This is a genomic window from Terrirhizobium terrae (genome assembly GCF_030323265.1).
In the GTDB taxonomy this organism is placed as follows: Bacteria; Pseudomonadota; Alphaproteobacteria; order Rhizobiales; family Rhizobiaceae; genus Neorhizobium.
This window is the reverse complement of the sequence record NZ_CP104990.1, coordinates 559,082-576,690: the sequence shown is the minus strand read 5'-3', so window position 1 is coordinate 576,690 and position 17,609 is coordinate 559,082. Positions and strand designations below refer to the sequence as shown.

The following is a 17,609-nucleotide window of genomic DNA, read 5'->3' as shown; positions in this document are numbered from 1 at the left end:
GATTATCGATGCAATCAGGCAGCAGCCGCCGGGTGGTAAACGGACCGCCAGACCTCGTTGCGCAATGCGGAAAATTCCGGCGACAACCGAATATCCTCGGTTCGCGGATAAGGCAGATCGACGTTTATGACCTTGTGGAGCCGGCCAGGCCGCGCGGCCATGACGACCACCCGACTGGCGAGATAGACCGCCTCGTCGACATCATGGGTGATGAACATCACCGTACGGCGTTCCTTGCTCCACATGGTGAGCAATTGATCCTGAAGCTGTACGCGCGTTAAGGCGTCGAGCGCTCCGAAGGGTTCATCCATGAGCAGGATTTTAGGATTTACGGCATAAGCACGCGCAATCGCGCAACGCTGTTTCATGCCACCAGAGAGCATTTTCGGCAGTGAATTGGCAAAGTCGGTCAGGCCGACCAGGTCAATGAAATGGTCTGCAATCTTTCTTCGCTCCTGCTTCGGATGGCCGGCGATCTTCAGTCCGAACTCGACATTTTCCCGTACGCTCAGCCACGGAAATAGCGCGTATTGCTGGAAGATGACGCCACGTTCCGGTCCCGGTCCCTTCACTGGTTGATTGTCCACCAGCACCTGACCGGCGGTAGGCGGGGTCAACCCGGCCGCGATATTCATGGCAGTCGACTTACCACAACCAGACGGGCCGACGACGGTGATAAATTCACCATCCTGAATGTCCAGGGTCAGGCTCTCAAGCGCCGTAAAGGATATCTGACCAGAGATTTCGAAGGTCTTTCGGACATTGCGGAAGGATATTTTCGGGGTCATAGCTTCTCCTGCCACGCGGTCAGCACGCTATCGATGGCCATGACAATACGGTCCATAATGAGGCCCAGAATGCCGATCGAGATGAGGCTAACGAAGATGGTTGGCAGGTCGTAATAAAGTTGCGCCTGCTGCATGCGGAAACCGAGACCGGATTGCGCTGCGATCAGCTCGGCGGCGACCACAGTCGCCCAGGAAGAGCCAAGGCCTATTCGCACTCCAACCATAATGTAAGGTAGGGAGGCCGGCACGATGACCCGACGAAAGATGGTGAAATCATTGGCGCCAAGCACCCGGGCCGCATTGATCAGTGTCTTGTCGACACCGATAACACCCTGGTAGGTGGCGACGACGCTGGATAGAAAGGACGCAAGGAAAATTACGAAAATCTTCGGTGTTTCCTCAATGCCGAGGGTGACGATGGCAAGCGGAATGATGGCAAGCGGCGGTATGGTTCGGAAGAACTGAACATAGGGCTCGATAATCGCCCGAGCGGTCTTGTACCAACCCATCAGGAAGCCAACCGGAATTGCAACGGCAATTCCGAGCGCAAAGCCGGTAAAGACACGCGCTAGGCTTGCCAGCGCATCCGACCACAAAAGACCGTTTTCAGCCTGGATCATGGCCTGACTGGCAACGGCAAGCGGCGTCGGCAGGCCAACAACGCCGGATGATGTGACCAAAGCCCAGGCCGCGACGCCGACAATGACGGCAAGGATGTTGATTGTCAGCATGCCGAGGGGCTGCGACAGCAAGGAGGGGCGGTTTGCCCCTTGCGAACTTTTTCTGTGTCTGCCAATGCCAAGATCACTCCTCCCAGGTGTTCGCCAGCCTCGCATCTCCGTTCAAATCAACGTGCCGCAGCCATCACATCCCGTGTCTTGAAATTCGAACTGATCAGCCAGTCACGCATCACGTCAAGCAGCTCGCGTTTGCGGTCCGCGTAAGCTGGATCGCTCCACAGGTTGCACACTTCCTTTGGATCACTTTCGAGATCGAAGAGCTGCCCGTCCTCCGATCCCTTGAAATGCACCAGCTTCCATCTGTCGGAGCGCACGCCGGTCATGAACTCGACGCCGCCGGCCATGGCGACATCGCCGATCTGTTCGCAGAAAACATGCGTGCGCGGTGTCCACTCCATGCCTTCGAGTGCGTACTTCAGGCTTTTCGCCTCGAAACTTTCAGGCGGTGTAATACCGGCGTAATCGAGAATGGTAGGGCCGAGATCGAAGAGCTGGCAGAGCCCCTCTATGGCACGCCCTCCTTCAAAGCGACCGGCAGTCGACCAGATAATGGTCGGCACGCGCGTGACGATATCATACATCGACCATTTCTGGATCAGGCCATGCTCGCCAAGGCATTCCCCATGATCGGAGGTGAAGATGACGATGGCATCTTCAAGATACCCCCGCTCCTTCAGTGATTGCAGCAATTCTCCGACTTTCTCGTCGATCAGGGTGACATTGCCGAGATAATGCGCCCATAGACGCTGCATTTGGTCCTCGGTCGGATCAAGGCTCCAGACGACGGAATCGTGGTCGACATCGACGTCATGCTGGCGCTTATCCTTCAGTTCCTGATGCAAATTTTCGAGTTCTTCCCTGCTTGGCTTGGGCAACGGCAGATCGTTGCGCTTGAGATAGGCGTCAGAGTAGCGTTTTGGTGGGTCAAACGGCGGGTGCGGGCCGGGAAAGCCGACCTGGAGAAACAGCGGTTTCGTGGGGGATATGTCTCCACCCACCATTTGGCCATGTCACCGACAAAAGCGTCGGAGTGCATTTTCTCCGGCAGCTCCCAATCGAAACAGCCAAGACTGTTGCGGTAGTCCTGGCGCTTGCGATAGGTCTCGCGCTGCTGCTTGACGAGACCATTGGCGGCCAGCGCCTTGTCCCACTCGTCAAAATACCAGCGCCCCTCCATGTAACGGTCCTTATTTTCCACGACATAACGCTCGTGAAAACCGGAATCCGAATTGTAAGGAATGGTATGCATCTTGCCGACATTGACGCAGCGATAACCGGCGTCGCGTAACTGCTCCACCCAAGTATGCTGCCATTTCTGACCATTTGCCAGAACGCCGGTCGTGTGCGGATAGTAGCCGGTAAACAGGCTCGCCCGAGATGGCACGCAGCTCGGCGCCGTTATATGGCAGTTGGTCAGAGCCACACCCTTCTCCACCAAAGCGTCGAGGTTGGGCGTATTGGCATAAGGAAAACCAAGCGCGGCGATGGAATCGTAGCGTTGCTGATCCGTCATGATCAGAATGATGTTCGGCCTGTCAGCCATCAAATACTTCTCCTCCACGCAACCGTGTTCCGGTGACGCCTCGCGCATCTGAAAGGCCGCTCTCCTCCGCCTTCCACTTGCCTTATGTTAAAAACGATGGCACAAAGTTATCGTTAACGCAACGATCACTCTTGATCTTTTTTAACATCTGCGAATTGGGGAAATCGAGGTCATGAAGCGGGTAGCGCAGGAAGGTGAGGTACGGCCGGTGCCCACGTTAGCCTCGATCGCACAAAGAGTTGGTGTTTCGGTCAATACAGTGTCCCGCGCGCTCAGGGCGCCAAACACCGTTCGGGCAGACTTGCGCAAGCGCATTAATGTCGCGATGGAGGACCTCAATTATGTGCCGAACCGCCTTGCCGGTGGTCTCTCCGGCACAAGAACCGATATCGTCGGCGTAGTCGTCACGTCCCTCTACTACTCGGAATTCGCCAGTATTATCGACACACTGCAATCCGAACTTTTGGAAAGCGGCCTTCAGGTCATGCTAGCCAACACCCGTTACAACCCGGATCAGGAAGTAAAGCTGGTCCGCTCGCTGCTCAGCTGGCGACCAGCCGCTTTGGCCGTTATAGGGATCGATCACCCGCCGAAGGTGATAGAGCTTCTGCAGGCATCCGGCATTCCGATCATCGAAATGTGGGATACCGGCGGTGTCGTCATCGATACCGTTGTCGGCTTCGATCACGAAGCCGTCGGAAGGGCTCAGGCGCGGCACCTGATCGACATGGGATATCGGCACCTGGCCTTTGTTGGCAGCCTGCGGGAAAACGATAAGCGTGCTCAGAAACGTCTTCGCGGACTGGAACTGGAAGCTGAAGCCGCCGGCCTGCCCACTGTCGCGCGCATGACGGCACAACAGGGCGGAAGCCCGGATCTCGGCGATGCATTGGCGGAAGAACTGCTACGGCTGCACCCCAAGGTCGACGCCATAGCCTGCAACAGCGATGTCGTCAGTTTTGGTGTCCTGCGCGCGCTCGCCCGGCTGGGCAAAAGTGTTCCCGAAGACATCGGCGTGATCGCCTTCGGTGACAACGAGGCGGCCGCGTGCATCACACCATCGCTGTCGACCGTGCGGCCAGATCGTGAAAGCATCGGTCGACTGACCGCGCAAGCGATCGTCTCCCGCATCAATGGTGGCGAACCGACCAGAACGGATGTCGATTGGCAGCTGGTGACGCGCCAGAGCACGGCGCGCAACCGGACTTAAAAGCGACCCGGCCCACGAACATTCACATCACTCGCCGCTTTGCCGAGCATCGCTCTTGGGCGTACGGCCGGAATTTGCGCCGAGCCTTACGCTCGCAAGCGTCCAGCCTTGTGTCTTCAGTGCGCTTTCAATCCGCCATTTGAGGATGGCATCGATCAGCTTCCTCTTGGTTTCCTCATGGACCGGATCATCCCAGAGGTTGTTCATTTCCGCCGGGTCAGCATCCATATCGAACAACTGCCCCTCATCGCTATCGACGAAATGCACGAGTTTGTAGCGCGGGCTGCGGATCATCGTCATGAATGTTGTACCGCTGAATATTCGGTCGCCAGCATGCTCGGAGAACACGTAATCGCGCGGCACGCAATCTTCCCCACTCAGGTAGGGCATCAACGATTGCGCCTCCATCCAGTCCGGCACCGCCAAGCCGGCCATTTCCAGAACCGTGGGGGCAAAATCAAACAGCGAGACAAGATCCTCGACCACCCTGCCTTGCGCGATCCGTCCCGGTGACCAGACGATTGCCGGCACCCGTACGCTGTGCTCGTACATCGACCATTTCTGGCTGTGACCATGATCGTTGAGACTATCGCCATGGTCGGAGGTAAAGATGATGATCGTATCGTCCAGCACGCCGCGCCGTTCGACCGCTTCGATCAATTTGCCGATTTGCGTGTCGATCATCGAGACGTTGGCGAAATAGTGCTGTCGCTGGCGACGCATTTGCTGCGGCGTCGGATCAGGCAGATGCACGACGGCATCGTGATCGACCGCCAGATGTTGAGCGCGCAGCTTCTTTAGAGCATTCGGCTGTGCGTCAATATCCTCCCGATCGTGGATCGGCTCGGGCAGAGCGGCATCAGCATAGATGTCGAGATATTCCTTAGTGGGGTCATAGGGCGGATGAGGGCCGGGAATACCGATCTGCAGGAAAAAGGCTCGTCTCCGGCGTAAGTATCCAGCCACATCTGCGCGAGCGCGGAAACAAAATTGTCGGAGTGCAGATCCTCCGGAAGGTTCCAGACGAATGCTCCGAGTGACGAACGATAATCCTCACGTCGGCGATAGGTTACCCGGCTCGGCTTCTCATAACCACGTGTCCAGATAGCCTTGTCCCATTGATCGAGATAGAACGGCAGGCGTGGCGTTGCACGATCCTTGTTTTCGACCACATGGCGCTCATGGAAACCGAAAGAATCCTCAAACGGAGACGTATGCATCTTGCCGACGTTGACGCAGCGGTAGCCAGCTTCGGCCAGCAATTGCACCCAGCTGAAGGCCCAGGGTTCGTCATTGCGAAAGACGCCATTGGTATGCGGATAGACGCCGGTGAAAAGGCTTGCCCGTGAGGGCGCGCAAGAGGGTGACGTTACATAGGTCTGGCGGAAATAGGTGCCTTCCCGCACCATGCGATCGAGATTGGGCGTCTTCATGTAGGGAAAGCCGCCCGCTGCGATCGTATCGAACCGCTGTTGGTCGGTGATGACGAAGATGATGTTCGGCTTCTTGCTGGATAATGACACCTGTTCCTCCCTGTCCTATCCTGTCTCGCTGCCGTCACGCAGCCAGGCCATTTCAAAGTCTTATGATCATGCTATGCCTGCTGCAGAGAATTCGGGGCACGAGGAGTGAGCCGGCGATGCAATCGCGAGTGCTACCGAGGTCCGAAAGTAAATGGAAAGCGTATGGCGACCGTCCTGATAACTGGCTGCGATCGCGGCCTCGGCGAGGAATTCGCGCTTCAATATGCCGCTTCGGGATACAGGGTGATCGCGACCTGCCTCGATCCGGACGCCTTCACCGAAAAACATGGCCCCGGCCCCAACGTCGAACTGGTAAGGCTCGACGTGACCGACGAAACGGCGGTTCTTCAACTGGCGGCACAGTTGGATGGCGTCGCGATCGATGTCCTGATCAACAACGCCGGTATTCCTGGCCCGCACCCTGTGCTCGGAGAGACGGATCTGACGCTCTGGCGCAGCATGCTGGAGGTCAACCTGATCGCGCCTTTCGTCGTTTCGACGGCGTTCGCCGGACACGTCGCGCGAAGCGAGCAGAAGGTGATCGCGTTCATCACCAGCCGCATGGGTTCGATCGGCCTCAACAATACGGGCAGTTCCTACGCGTATCGCTCCAGCAAGGCTGGGCTCAACATGGTGATGAAGAGCCTTGCCATCGATCTCGGCCCGCGCCAGATCTGCGTCCTCGGCGTCCACCCCGGCAATGTCACGGTAGAACCGGGTCGCGGATTGACCCTGCCCGAGAGCGTCGCGAGCATGCGCGAAGTCATCGACCACTCGGGCCCGCACCAGACCGGCACCTTCTACAATTACAATGGCCAGATCCTCCCCTGGTAGCGGATCCTCACGACGGCAGGACGTCATAGGCGATGCGGAAACCGGTATTGCTAGACGCACTTTCTGCAGACAGCCCCATGCGGGCAGCGATGCGGTAGCGGTAGCAATAGCTCTTATGGCAGAGAAACGAGCCTCCCTTCAGCACCTTGTCGGCGGATTTCCTTGCCTGTTCGTTGCGGACCTTCGCCGCCTTCGAAAGCGACCGCACCTTGAAGGCATCCGCGCTCCATTCCCAGACATTGCCGGCGAGATTGTAGAAGCCGGCTTCGGACGGTTCGAAGCTGCGGGCCGGCGCCGTGCCGAAGTAGCCATCTTCCAGCGTATTGTGGCGCGGAAACTGCCCTTGCCAGATATTGCAGAATATTATCTCGTCGGTCGGCTCCGCGTCACCCCAAGGATAGCGGCGGTGGCGGTTGCCGCCGCGTGCGGCGTGCTCCCACTCCGCCTCTGTCGGCAGACGGCCGCCGACCCAGGCCGCGAAGGCCATAGCGTCGTTCCAAGACACCTGGGTCACGGGATGATCGAGCCGGTCAACAATGGAACTACCGGGCCCTTCCGGTCTATTCCAGGTCGCGCCGTCGATCCGCGTCCACCAGGGCGTGTTGGCGACGCCGCCGGTGACCATTGTCTGGTCCCTGAGGAGTGGAGAAAATACGGCAGACATGCCGAAGCGCTCTGATTCCGTCACATACCCTGTGGTTTCGACGAATTCGGCAAAGCGACGCACACTGACTGCCTCGACCTCCAGGTAGTAGTCCTGAAGCGATACCTTTCGCTCCGGCCCTTCGCCATCACTTGGGATGACTGGATCGTTGGTGCCCACGAAGGTCTCGCCGCCTTTTACCGTGATCGTCTCGGCCGGCCGACCGCTAAGCTTAAAATCTGCGCCTTCCGTCGCTGTCCGGCCTTGTCCGCCTCTCGCCACCCCAGAACAACATTCGCTCATGCCTGCGTTCCCGATACGATTCCTGCCTGTTGACCGGCATCATGCATCGCCGGCACCCGATGCTGCAAGGACTGGCAGAATCAGAGACAATCCCGACAGCAGTAACAGCAGGAATGCCAGACGCCGCAGGGCAATGGGCGACACTCGTGGAGGCCAGCGTCGTGCCGCAAAGGTAGCGACAAGCACGCCCGGCAGGCCGGCCAGCGCCCATGTCAGCGCGTTTGCGGGCCATTCTCCGGATGCCACGACAAGGATCAGACGAAAAATTGCGTTGATAGCAAACACGGCCACCAGTGTTTCGCGGATCGTGCTGTACGGCAGGGGTTGCCGGTAGAAATGATAGACCAGCGGCGGGCCGGCTGTCGAAAACAGCCCTCCCATGACCCCACCGAGCGCACCGAAGAATACGAAACTCGGCCTGGATGAGAGGACCTCGCGCGGGCTAGGCCGGAAGATCAGTTGCAGGCTGGATATGATGATGACGAGGCCCAGAACCAGCCGCAAAGCGGCGAGTGACGACGAAGCCAGCAGGTTCAGGAGCACATAGCCAATCAGGATAAGCGGAATGGCACCGGCGAGCGAAAGCGCGAACGGCGCTGCCGCAACGTCTCGCCATCCTTTTGCCAGTACCATCAGCGCATTGGCGAGCGTCAGGATGCTGACGATGATCGCCGCTTCCGGCAAGGGTACGAGACCGATGAGAGCCACCGCCCCCATCAGCAGCAGCCCGAAGGCAAAGCCCGTCAGCGTCTGTACATATGCCGCGACGAAGGACAGCAGGACGAACAGGATGATGCCATCAGACGGCATCACAGGCGTCTATCCGCAACGAGGCGTACCGTCTCGAATGGCGCCAGTTGTTTGAGATCGGGTTCGACCCCGAGACCCACACCTTGCGGGGGCGCGACCATTCCATCCTGAACGAAGGGCCAACGGGGTACGATCGCATCCCGTAGCGGATTGGGGTTGACGTCAATCTCCAGCATTCCGTCACCGCCGGCTGCGGCAAGGATATGCGCGGAGGCGACCAGGCCGATGCCGGCGCCGAGGAAGTGCGGGCAATACCGACGCCCTGCCGAACGCGCAGCGCGAGCAACGGCAAGGCAGCCGCTTGGCCCACCCCATTTTGCCGCATCGGGCTGGATGACCGATAGGCTGCCGGCATCGATCGCAGCCTGGAACGCGGCTTCCCCGATCAGGTTCTCGCCGCCGGCAAGCGGGGTCGCGGTCGATCGGGAAAGCTCGGCCCAGAGCGCATCGGACAGAATCCACCCGCACCGGCTCCTCCATCCAGCCGAGGCCGAGATCGTCGGTTGCCTTGAGGAAAGCGCGTGCCTGATCGGCGGAAAATCCCTGATTGGCATCCGCGTGCAAGGTCTCGCCCCGGCGGAGATCAGCATGCAGCCGGCGCAGGAGGCCGAGGTCCCGGTCGGAATCGAAGCCGACCTTGACCTTGAAGTCACGATATCCTGCGGCCCGTGCCTCCGCCACCATGCGCTCCGCGTCGAGAATATGAATGCCGCTCGCGTAGGCGCGCACTGTGTCCGTCGCGTCCGAGGACATCGCCTTCGCCAGCGGCAGACCGGCGCGACGCGCCGTCAGATCCCAATAGGCCATGTCGAAACCGGCAATCACCTGAGCATAGGGGCCCACTTCACCGGTCTGCAGCCCAAGGATTTCAGTGCTGGCGGTCAGGTCCTTCCAGACATCCGCTGGTGAGGACAGGGGCCGACCGAGGATACGCGGCACGATGTCACTTATGAGCAGGCGGGCGCGATGTTCGGCACCGCAGGCCGGCCAGTTGCACCAGATCTCGCCCCAGCCGACGGTACCCTTCTCGTCCTCGAGCCGGACGAAGACAGCCGGGCGATCAAGCATCGTGCCGAACGAGGTCGAGACCGGCTTCGCCAGCGGTACCCGAAAGACCAGGGCCTCCGCGGACACAATTGTTATGGCATCCTGCATCGTCACCGTCCCCTATTATCCGGCAAGAAAGCCGCCATCGACCGCGAATACTGTGCCCGTGACATAGTCCGAAGCCGGCATACAGAGAAACACCGCTGTTCCCGCCACATCCTCCGGCTTGCCCCAACGCTTCAGCGCCGTGCGCGAAGCAATGCGGTCGTGATGAGCCTGGTCCTTGCGTCCCTCGGCATTGATGGCTGTTTCGATGTAGCCGGGCGCGACGGCATTCACGCGGATGCCCTCCTCGGCCCAGGCGAGTGCGAGTGCCTTGGTCAGCATCACGACTCCACCCTTGCTGGCGCAGTAGGCCGGGATTCTGGGAAGTGCTGCGAAGGCATTCATCGAGGCGATATTGATGATCGAGCCGCGGGACGCCGCCAGATGCGGCTTGAACGCCATGCATATGCGGAACGTACCGGTGAGATTGACGTCCAATACCTTCTGGAACATCTCGATCTTGAACTCCTCGTCGCGGGCGAGGATACCGGCGCAGTTGACCACGGCATCGACCCGATCGAAACGGCCGGCGAACCGGCTGACCGCCTCGTCCGAAGTGACGTCGAGAACCTCGGGCGTTATGCCGTCCATGCTTTTGAGGCGGCAGCGATCCACGGCTGGCTGGTCGTGGCCGGTCACTGTCACGGTTGCGCCCCGCAGTCGAAACAGTTCCGCGATCGCCGAGCCGATGTCACCCGCCCCGCCGACGACCACGGCATGAAAGCCGGGCGGAAAAGTGAACGGATCCTGCATCATCGTGGCCTCGAATTACAATCACACTCTCAAGATACAACCGGGCGCAGGAGAGATCGCCGCGCCCGGTCCTTTTCCACTAGGCGGCAGCATAGCTCTGTGCAAAATCGCCCTCGTTCTTGATCGCCTGGAAGGCTGGTGCCGGTGCCTTCCAGCGCGGCGCCTTTTCGGCGGTCAGACGGCTGAGGCTGTCGAGGACGGCAACGCCTTCCTGCGCCAAGGACTTGGCCACGGCTGTGGTATCGGGGAAATGCGAACGGATCGAGTTGAGCCAGATCGTCCGGCCTGCGAGGAAACCGCCGGCGCCCGCCGCATAGGCATAATCGAGAACGAGCTCGAATTTCTCCGGGGCAGCACCGCCGGACAGGAGCACCCACGGGATGCCGGCATCGGCGCAAATCTTGCCGACCGCGTCGAATTCCTTCTGCGCGGTTTTCGCCGTTTCGCTGCCGTCACGGGCAGGCAGGCTGTTGGCGGCAAGCGGGCTTTCGAGCTTCAGAAGATCGACGCCATATTCCGGCTTGGCGAATTCGCGAACGCTTTCGATCACCAGTTCCGGCAGCTTGCTCGGGGACTCCACGTAATCGGCCGTGTGGCCGGCCGTGCCGAGGAACGGGAAGACCAGGAGTTCGAGCACGTAGGCGATGTCGAACCGCTTGCAGTCCTCGCCGATCTGGCGGACGAATTTCTTCTGGTGTTCGACCACATCAGGCGAGGCATCCGGGCGATACCATGCGAGCACCTTGACGGCATCGCCGCCGAGGCGGCGGATCTTCTCGACGCTCCAGTCGGCTATCGCCTTGGACTTGCGACCGCCTTCCGTCTCTTCGGTACGATGGTCCTCAAGCGTGACGATCAGGCCGCAATCGGCCGGCAGAACGTCGATCGCCGCTGGGATCGCGTAATTCGGATCGAACAGCATGGAGCTGCAATGGGGCGAGAGGTTCTCTACCAGAAGCCGTTTGGCGGTGATCACGTCGGAAAACGGCACCTGTGTCTTGTCGATGCCGCGCGCGGCGGCGATTGCTTCGAACAGCGGCGGACGCTGGTCGAGCGCAACCATGCAGAAATGGCCCTGCTTGTTGGCCAGCCGGGCAAGGCCACGGGATTTACCGAGTGTGAGCATGGTGTGTCCTTTCAAGAGACCTGATTTCATCGAATGTCGGTATGGCAGCGCGGCCGCCGGCTCGAGTGCATTTCAAGGCGGCGACTTCGCTGGCGAAGATCATGCTGTCACGGGTCCCGAGGCCGGCGCCGATGGCGAAGGCGTAGGCGCCATGGAAGACGTCGCCTGCGGCAGTGGTATCGATGGCGGTCACCTTCGGCGCAGGGATCTCGTGAACTTGGCCGTCTTCGAGCCAGACGACACCCTTGTCGCCACGGGTGACGGCGACCATGGAGGAACCGAACGAGGCCGCACGGGCCAGCGCCTCGCCTATATCGGGGCCGGCAAAGCCAGAGAGGCCAGGCTCGGAGAAGATTGCGTGATCGGTGAACGGCAGGAGACGCTCGAATACATCAGTGTCGGCGACATCGCCGTCAAGCACGGTGGGAACGTCCAGCTGCCGCGCCCTGGCAAAAAGCGCTTCGGCTCCTTGCGGCCAGCGTGGATCGGCAAGCACGCAGTCTGCATCCAGGCTCGAAAGCGGCAGCCAGCCCGGATCTGTTGGAAAGGACCCACGGAAATTGACGATCTGCCTCTCCCCGGCCTGATCGACGATGATGCCGGAGACGGATGAGGCGCCGTCTTCGAAAAGTCGGAAGCAGACGATATCGACACCTTCGGTCGTAAAGGCATCCGCCATGGCGCGGCCAGCATCATCCTTGCCCGCCCTGCCCCAGAAGAAAACCTTACCGCCCAGCCGCGCCACGGCAACAGCGGCATTGGCCGCCATGCCGCCGGGCTCGGTCAAGTGTTCTCCTGCCCGGATCTTCTCGCTGCCGCCGGAAAACGGCACCTGTACCCGCCAGATGCGGTCGAGCGCCGATAAGCCCAGGCAGATCACCTTCGGATGGGCATCGTCAGATATGGCTATCCCGCCGATCATCTGAGCGCCTTTCCGGATGCCTTATCGAAGACATGAGCCTTACCCGGTTGCGCAGCCAGCTTTAGCTGCTCACCGACTTTTGGCCGAAGCTCGGGATTGACCCTAGCGACCGTTTTCACGCTGGCGAGCGTGAAATGGATCAGCGTGTCGGAGCCCAGCGGCTCGACCAGTTCAATCGTCACGCCAAAGGCCTTCGGATCATCCGGGGCATGGACGAAATGCTCCGGACGGATGCCGAGTACGGCTTCCTGGATCGAGGCCAGTGCGGCCTTGGCTGTATCCGGCACGGGTGCCGCAAGCTCCTGCGCATCGGCGAGCACGAAGCCGTCTCCGGCACGTCGGATGTCGAAGAAGTTCATTGCCGGCGATCCGATGAACCCCGCAACGAACTGGTTCTCGGGAAGCTCGTAGACCTCTTCAGGCCGTCCGTATTGCTGGATTTCGCCGCTCTTCAAGACGACGATGCGGTCCGCCATCGTCATCGCCTCCACCTGGTCGTGGGTGACGAAGATCATCGTCGTCTTGAGCTCCTGGGAAAGCGCCTTGATTTCGGCGCGTACCTGGTTGCGGAGTTTGGCATCGAGGTTCGACAGGGGTTCATCGAACAGGAAGACCTTCGGATCGCGCACGATGGCACGGCCCATGGCGACGCGCTGGCGCTGGCCGCCGGACAGCGCCTTCGGCTTGCGGTCGAGGAAGGGCTCGATGTGCAGGAGGCCGGCCGCGCGGCGTACCCGCTGGTCGATTTCCGCCTTGGTCATGCTGCGCAGTTCGAGCGCGAAGGCCATGTTGTCGTAGACGGTCATGTGCGGATACAGCGCATAGTCCTGGAAGACCATGGCGATGTCACGCTTCGACGGCGGGACGTTGTTGACCTTCGTCTCGCCGATGAAGAGATCGCCGCCGCTTGAAGGTTCGAGGCCCGCGATGATGCGCAGCAGCGTGGATTTGCCGCAGCCGGACGGGCCGACGAAGACGACAAATTCCTCGTCGGCGATCTCAAGGTCGAGGCCCGGGATGATGGTGAGTTCGCCGAATTTCTTGACGAGGTTCTTGATGCTGATTGAGGCCATGGATCACCCGAAAGAAAGGACTGGTTTGATCAGCTTGCCTTCGGCGAAGCGGGCGAAATTTTCCGGCAGCGCGTCGAGCCCGAAGGCGGCATCGACGAAGCGGCGGTATTTTTCCCGGTTCTTTCTCAAGAGCTCGACGTTCGGCTCGAAATCCCTGATCGGGAAATAGAAGGTCCGGATCATGTAGAAATCCTTTCGGCGAAAGATCTTGCCCTCCTCGATCGTCCAGGGCGCGGCGTTTTCGCCGACCAGCATCAGGGCGCCGCGCGGCAGCACCAGTTCGATGCCGAGATTGCGGGCGGCATGAGCGCCGGAGCACTCGAAGATCAGCTTGAAGCGGCGATCCTTGGAACCGACCGGATGGGATTTGGCGCCGAAGGAGAGTGCGATCGAAAGCCGCTCCTCGTTCGGATCACTGACATGGATGTCGGTATATCCGAGGCTTTGCAGCGCCAGCACGACGCCGAGGCCGACCGGACCGGCTCCCGTGACCAGAACCGCTGAATTCTCCTCCGGTGGTACGAGCGGCATGGCGAAACGAACTGCATGGGCGGACGTGCCGATCGTGTCGAGCAGGAGCGGCGCCAGATCATCGTCGATATCGTCGGGCACCGGCAGAAGGCAGTTTTCCGGCACCGGCAGATATTCGGCATAGCCGCCCGGGCGGTTCCAGCCGATCAGGCTCGACACTTCCAGGCACATCTGCGTGTCGCCGGCCCGGCACGCCTCGCAGCGATCGCAATGCAAGGGAATGTAGACGACATTGCGCTGGCCGTGGCGCGGATGACCGGGTTGTTCGACCGTGCCGAAGATTTCGTGGCCGGCGGTGAATTCGGCACCCTTGTACCAGAGCTTGAAATCCGAGCCGCAGAGCGCGGTACGCTCGACCCTGACCAGAACCTCGCCCTCGCCGACGGCGGGAATGTCCTGATCCTCGATTGTGATGCGGCGGTCTCCATGAAAGACGGAGGCGCGCATGCGGGAGTTTTGTCTGTCGCTCATGATGGTCATCCTTTGACGGCGCCGAGAGTGAGGCCGGAAACGAGCCAGCGCTGGACCAGAATGGCGAGCACCAGGGGCGGCAGCGCGATCAGCGTTGCAGCCGCCATTAGCGATCCCCATTGGGTTGACCCCTCCCCGACGAAATTGAATGCGGCGGCGATCAGCGTTTTGGTGTCGGAGTTCGACAGCACCAGCGCGAAGAGAAAGAAGTTCCAGGAGAAAACGAAGGCGAGAATGGAAGACACCGCAATGCCCGAGCCGACCAGCGGCATCGCTATCTTCCATAGAACACGCGGAACCGAGCAGCCGTCGATCTGAGCCGCCTCGAAGACGCTGCGCGGAATATTGTCGAAGAACGGCAGCAGAACCCAGATGACGATCGGCATGGTGATGACCGCATGGCTGAGGATCAACGCCGTGTACGAGCCGATAAGGCCGACCTCGCGGAACATGATGTACCAGGGCAGAAGAAAGAGCGTGCCCGGCGCCATGCGTGCCGCAAGCGTCAAGATCGCCGGCCAGGTGACCCGCGACCAGGAGACGGCGAAGGCGGCCGGAATGCCGAAGATGAGACCGAGCAGAGTCGAACCGATCGTCACGACGAAGCTGTTCACCGCATAGGACAGGAACGGCGTGGTTTCCCAGAGAATGGTGTAGTTCTCGAAGGTAGGCTGGAAGATCAGCGTCGGCGGATAGGACGTCACCTCGAAGGATGGCTTGAAGGAGGAAAGCACCATCCACACGGTCGGCGCCAGGATGAGGATGCCGGCGATGGTCAGCTGAAGCGTGTTCAGCCAGTGGAGCCAGCGATCGGATTGTTGGGTTCCGTTCATCGTCTTCTCCTTACCAGGCCACGGCGGCGCGCAGGCGGTTGAGCATCAGGACGGCGACGAGCACAATGGCCGACAGCGTGATCATCAGCGCGCTGGCGTAGCCGATATTGAAGAACTCGAAGCCGACGCGAAAACCGTAGATGTTGAGCGTATTCGACGCATTGCCCGGCCCGCCCTGGGTGGTGATGTAGATGATGTCGAAGAAGCGCAGTAGGTCGACGCTGCGCAGCACCGCCGCGGTTACGATGGTCGGCAGGAGCAGCGGAAGCGTGATCTTCCAGAAGATGCGGGTCGGCGAAGCGCCGTCGATCTGGGCGGCTTCGTAGACGCTCGGCGGCAGCGACTGCAGGCCGCCGAGCACGATCAGTGCGACGTAGGGTGCCCATTGCCAGGTGTCGATCAAAGCGACGGTCGGGATGACCCAAGTCGGTGAGGCCAGCCATTCCGAGGCCGGCAGGCCTGCCGCCTCCAGTAAGTAGTTGGCCGCGCCGAGCGAAGGGTCGAGAATGACGAGCCACATCATGCCAGCCACGACCGGCGGCATCATGAAGGGCGAGATCAGCAGCGAACGCAGGAAGCCAGACAGCTTCTTGGAATGAAAAAGCAGCATTGCGAGCCAGATGCCGAAAAAGAGCTGCAGTATCATCGACAGGATGTAGAGCGCGAAGGTGACGTAGAGCCCGTTCCAGAACTCGCCGTCCTTCACCAGCGTCGCGTAGTTCGACAAGCCGGCATAGCTTGCTTCGCCGCTGCTGGAAAAGGACTGAAACCCGAGCCAGATCGTGTAGACGACCGGAAAGGCGATCATCGCGACGGTAAATATTACCGCCGGTGCCGATAAGGCCGCAAGCTGCCGTCCCTGGCTGTCGTTCAAGCCTGGTTTCATGGAGGGCTCTCCAATCACGTTCGAGGATTGGCGACCCCGCTCGCGGAGGGGACGCGATTTTTCAAAGGTGGATCAGATCACTTGCGGGCGATCAGGCCGTCGAGCGCGCTATCGGCTGCGGCACAAGCCTCTGCGACCGGACGTTGATCGAGAAGTACGTCTTGCACGGCCTGCCCGATGTAATCGCGGGATTCAGGGTTGGCGACGATCGGATAGCCGACCTCCGAAGATCCCTTCGAGGCGAGTTCGTCGAGCGCCGCCTGCCAGCTGGCACGCACGGGAGCCTCCGAAATCCACTTCTTGTATTCCGGATCATCGGAAACCGAAATGCGCGGTGCGGCGATGCCCTGGATCGCCAGACGCTTCTGTATTTCCGGACTTGACGCCCATTGCACGAAATACCAGGCAGCATCCTTCTTGGCGCTGTTGGCGGAAATCGCCAGGCCCCAGCCGATGGCCGTCGGCACGCTGCCGGCTTCACCTTGCGGCAGCGGTATCACGTCCGTGTCCTCAAGACGTTCGCCACCTTCCATGATGGTACGCAGTTCATTGGAGGATTCAAAGGCCATTGCAGCCCGCCCGGCGCGGTAGAGCGCCGAAATCTGGTAGAAGCTGTAGTTGGACGAGCCCGGCGGGCCGAAATCCTTGAGAAGGCCTCCATAATAGCTGATCGCCTTCTGGCCGGCCGGCGCGCACAGGGCGGACTTGCCGTCGACGATATACTGGCCGCCCATGTTGTGAAGTACGTTGCTGAACGTATAGGCGAGCGCTGCCTTCAGACCGCGCGAAGTGATCGGCGTCATGCCGCTTTCGCATTCGCTGATCTTCTTTGCGGCGACTGCAAGGTCGTCAAGTGATGCAGGCTTGGAGATCCCGCATTTCTGGAAGATATCAGTCCGGTAATAGAGAAGCGGCCCTTCAAGGTTGAGCGGCACGCTCGTAAGTTTGCCGTCAAAGGTTGCCGCCTTGACGAGCGCCGGGCTAATGCCGCCAAAATCGTAATCGGGTGCGGCGTCTTTCTGTGCATAGTCCGAAAGATCCGCGTACCAGCCAGATGCGGCGAACTGCTGCCCCTCGCGTGAGGCCAGCGTCATGAAGACGTCGACTTCATCGCTCCTGGAATTGAGCACGGTCATCAGGCGCTGGCGCATTTGCTGCTCCTGATAGGAATCGACCTTGAGTGTGATGCCCGTCAGCTCAGTAAACTCATCCTTGTAGGTCAAAAGAGCCTGCGACCATGGATTGTTGTTGGCCAGAAATGAAACCGTCTCACCGTCATGCGCTTTCCAGTCAAACGCTAGAGCAGGACTGACCGCACCCACGATGAATGTGCAGGATGCAAATAAAATACGGACTGCGGAGATTTTCGTCATGCTTTCCTCCACTTCGCCGCCATTTGGCGGTTTCCAACGCTCCTCCTCGAGCGACATGACCGAGCGTTTCTCCCGAACATTGATCATGTAACCGG

At 60.1% G+C, this 17,609-nt stretch carries 16 protein-coding genes and 3 pseudogenes; 2 read left to right on the top strand and 17 right to left on the bottom strand.

What is annotated here, in order from left to right; translation table 11 throughout:
* Nucleotides 1–14: 14 nt before the first annotated feature.
* The 4 genes and pseudogenes from N7E02_RS02725 to N7E02_RS29365 all read right to left on the bottom strand — a co-directional run.
* Nucleotides 15–788 carry an ABC transporter ATP-binding protein gene (locus N7E02_RS02725; RefSeq protein WP_286577958.1) on the bottom strand — a complete coding sequence of 258 codons (774 nt, stop codon included), beginning with the start codon at nt 786–788 and terminating at the stop codon, nt 15–17.
* On the bottom strand, nt 785–1,537 hold the full coding sequence (locus tag N7E02_RS02720) for an ABC transporter permease (protein ID WP_374730619.1): 753 nt from the start codon (nt 1,535–1,537) through the stop codon (nt 785–787). Before N7E02_RS02720 ends, N7E02_RS02725 begins: the two co-directional genes overlap by 4 nt.
* Nucleotides 1,538–1,635: 98 nt before the next feature.
* Entirely contained in the window at nt 1,636–2,529 is an 894-nt protein-coding gene (locus N7E02_RS29370; RefSeq protein ID WP_353622758.1) for a sulfatase family protein, read from the bottom strand.
* Between the two features lie 179 nt (nt 2,530–2,708).
* Nucleotides 2,709–3,041, bottom strand: a pseudogene (locus N7E02_RS29365) (sulfatase-like hydrolase/transferase); the annotation flags it as partial.
* A 202-nt stretch (nt 3,042–3,243) separates the two neighbouring features.
* Between N7E02_RS29365 and N7E02_RS02700 the strand changes: the two are divergent.
* Complete coding sequence (locus N7E02_RS02700) at nt 3,244–4,281, top strand: LacI family DNA-binding transcriptional regulator (RefSeq protein WP_286577957.1); 1,038 nt, start codon at nt 3,244–3,246, stop codon at nt 4,279–4,281.
* A 27-nt stretch (nt 4,282–4,308) separates the two neighbouring features.
* Here N7E02_RS02700 and N7E02_RS02695 read toward each other — a convergent pair.
* Nucleotides 4,309–5,804: pseudogene (locus N7E02_RS02695) on the bottom strand (sulfatase family protein).
* A 162-nt stretch (nt 5,805–5,966) separates the two neighbouring features.
* Here N7E02_RS02695 and N7E02_RS02690 point away from each other — a divergent pair.
* Complete coding sequence (locus tag N7E02_RS02690; RefSeq protein ID WP_286577956.1) at nt 5,967–6,638, top strand: SDR family oxidoreductase; 672 nt, start codon at nt 5,967–5,969, stop codon at nt 6,636–6,638.
* Between the two features lie 7 nt (nt 6,639–6,645).
* On the opposite strand, the gene N7E02_RS02685 is transcribed toward N7E02_RS02690, so the two are convergent.
* The 12 genes and pseudogenes from N7E02_RS02685 to N7E02_RS02630 form a co-directional block, all read right to left on the bottom strand.
* Nucleotides 6,646–7,584: a formylglycine-generating enzyme family protein gene (locus tag N7E02_RS02685; protein WP_286577955.1), complete on the bottom strand. Its 939-nt coding sequence runs from the start codon at nt 7,582–7,584 to the stop codon at nt 6,646–6,648.
* Between the two features lie 39 nt (nt 7,585–7,623).
* A complete protein-coding gene (locus tag N7E02_RS02680; protein WP_286578415.1) occupies nt 7,624–8,394 on the bottom strand; it encodes a TSUP family transporter in 771 nt (256 codons plus the stop codon).
* Nucleotides 8,394–8,948, bottom strand: a complete 555-nt coding sequence (locus tag N7E02_RS02675; protein WP_286578414.1) for an enolase C-terminal domain-like protein — start codon at nt 8,946–8,948, stop codon at nt 8,394–8,396. The genes N7E02_RS02680 and N7E02_RS02675 overlap by 1 nt, the downstream gene beginning before the upstream one ends.
* A pseudogene (locus N7E02_RS02670) lies at nt 8,908–9,462 on the bottom strand (mandelate racemase/muconate lactonizing enzyme family protein); the annotation flags it as partial. The gene N7E02_RS02675 and the pseudogene N7E02_RS02670, both read right to left, overlap by 41 nt.
* 102 nt (nt 9,463–9,564) lie before the next feature.
* Nucleotides 9,565–10,299: an SDR family NAD(P)-dependent oxidoreductase gene (locus N7E02_RS02665; RefSeq protein ID WP_286578413.1), complete on the bottom strand. Its 735-nt coding sequence runs from the start codon at nt 10,297–10,299 to the stop codon at nt 9,565–9,567.
* Nucleotides 10,300–10,378: 79 nt separating this feature from the next.
* A complete protein-coding gene (locus tag N7E02_RS02660) occupies nt 10,379–11,425 on the bottom strand; it encodes a tagatose 1,6-diphosphate aldolase (RefSeq protein ID WP_286577954.1) in 1,047 nt (348 codons plus the stop codon).
* Nucleotides 11,409–12,347 (bottom strand): sugar kinase, encoded by a 939-nt coding sequence (locus tag N7E02_RS02655; RefSeq protein WP_286577953.1) that lies wholly within the window; start codon nt 12,345–12,347, stop codon nt 11,409–11,411. The genes N7E02_RS02660 and N7E02_RS02655 overlap by 17 nt, the downstream gene beginning before the upstream one ends.
* Nucleotides 12,344–13,420: an ABC transporter ATP-binding protein gene (locus N7E02_RS02650; protein ID WP_286577952.1), complete on the bottom strand. Its 1,077-nt coding sequence runs from the start codon at nt 13,418–13,420 to the stop codon at nt 12,344–12,346. Before N7E02_RS02650 ends, N7E02_RS02655 begins: the two co-directional genes overlap by 4 nt.
* 3 nt (nt 13,421–13,423) lie before the next feature.
* Complete coding sequence (locus N7E02_RS02645; RefSeq protein WP_286577951.1) at nt 13,424–14,422, bottom strand: alcohol dehydrogenase catalytic domain-containing protein; 999 nt, start codon at nt 14,420–14,422, stop codon at nt 13,424–13,426.
* 5 nt (nt 14,423–14,427) lie between these two features.
* Nucleotides 14,428–15,255, bottom strand: a complete 828-nt coding sequence (locus N7E02_RS02640; RefSeq protein WP_286577950.1) for a carbohydrate ABC transporter permease — start codon at nt 15,253–15,255, stop codon at nt 14,428–14,430.
* Nucleotides 15,256–15,265: 10 nt separating this feature from the next.
* Entirely contained in the window at nt 15,266–16,141 is an 876-nt protein-coding gene (locus tag N7E02_RS02635; RefSeq protein WP_286577949.1) for a carbohydrate ABC transporter permease, read from the bottom strand.
* 77 nt (nt 16,142–16,218) lie between these two features.
* Nucleotides 16,219–17,514 (bottom strand): ABC transporter substrate-binding protein, encoded by a 1,296-nt coding sequence (locus N7E02_RS02630; RefSeq protein WP_286577948.1) that lies wholly within the window; start codon nt 17,512–17,514, stop codon nt 16,219–16,221.
* Nucleotides 17,515–17,609: the final 95 nt, after the last annotated feature.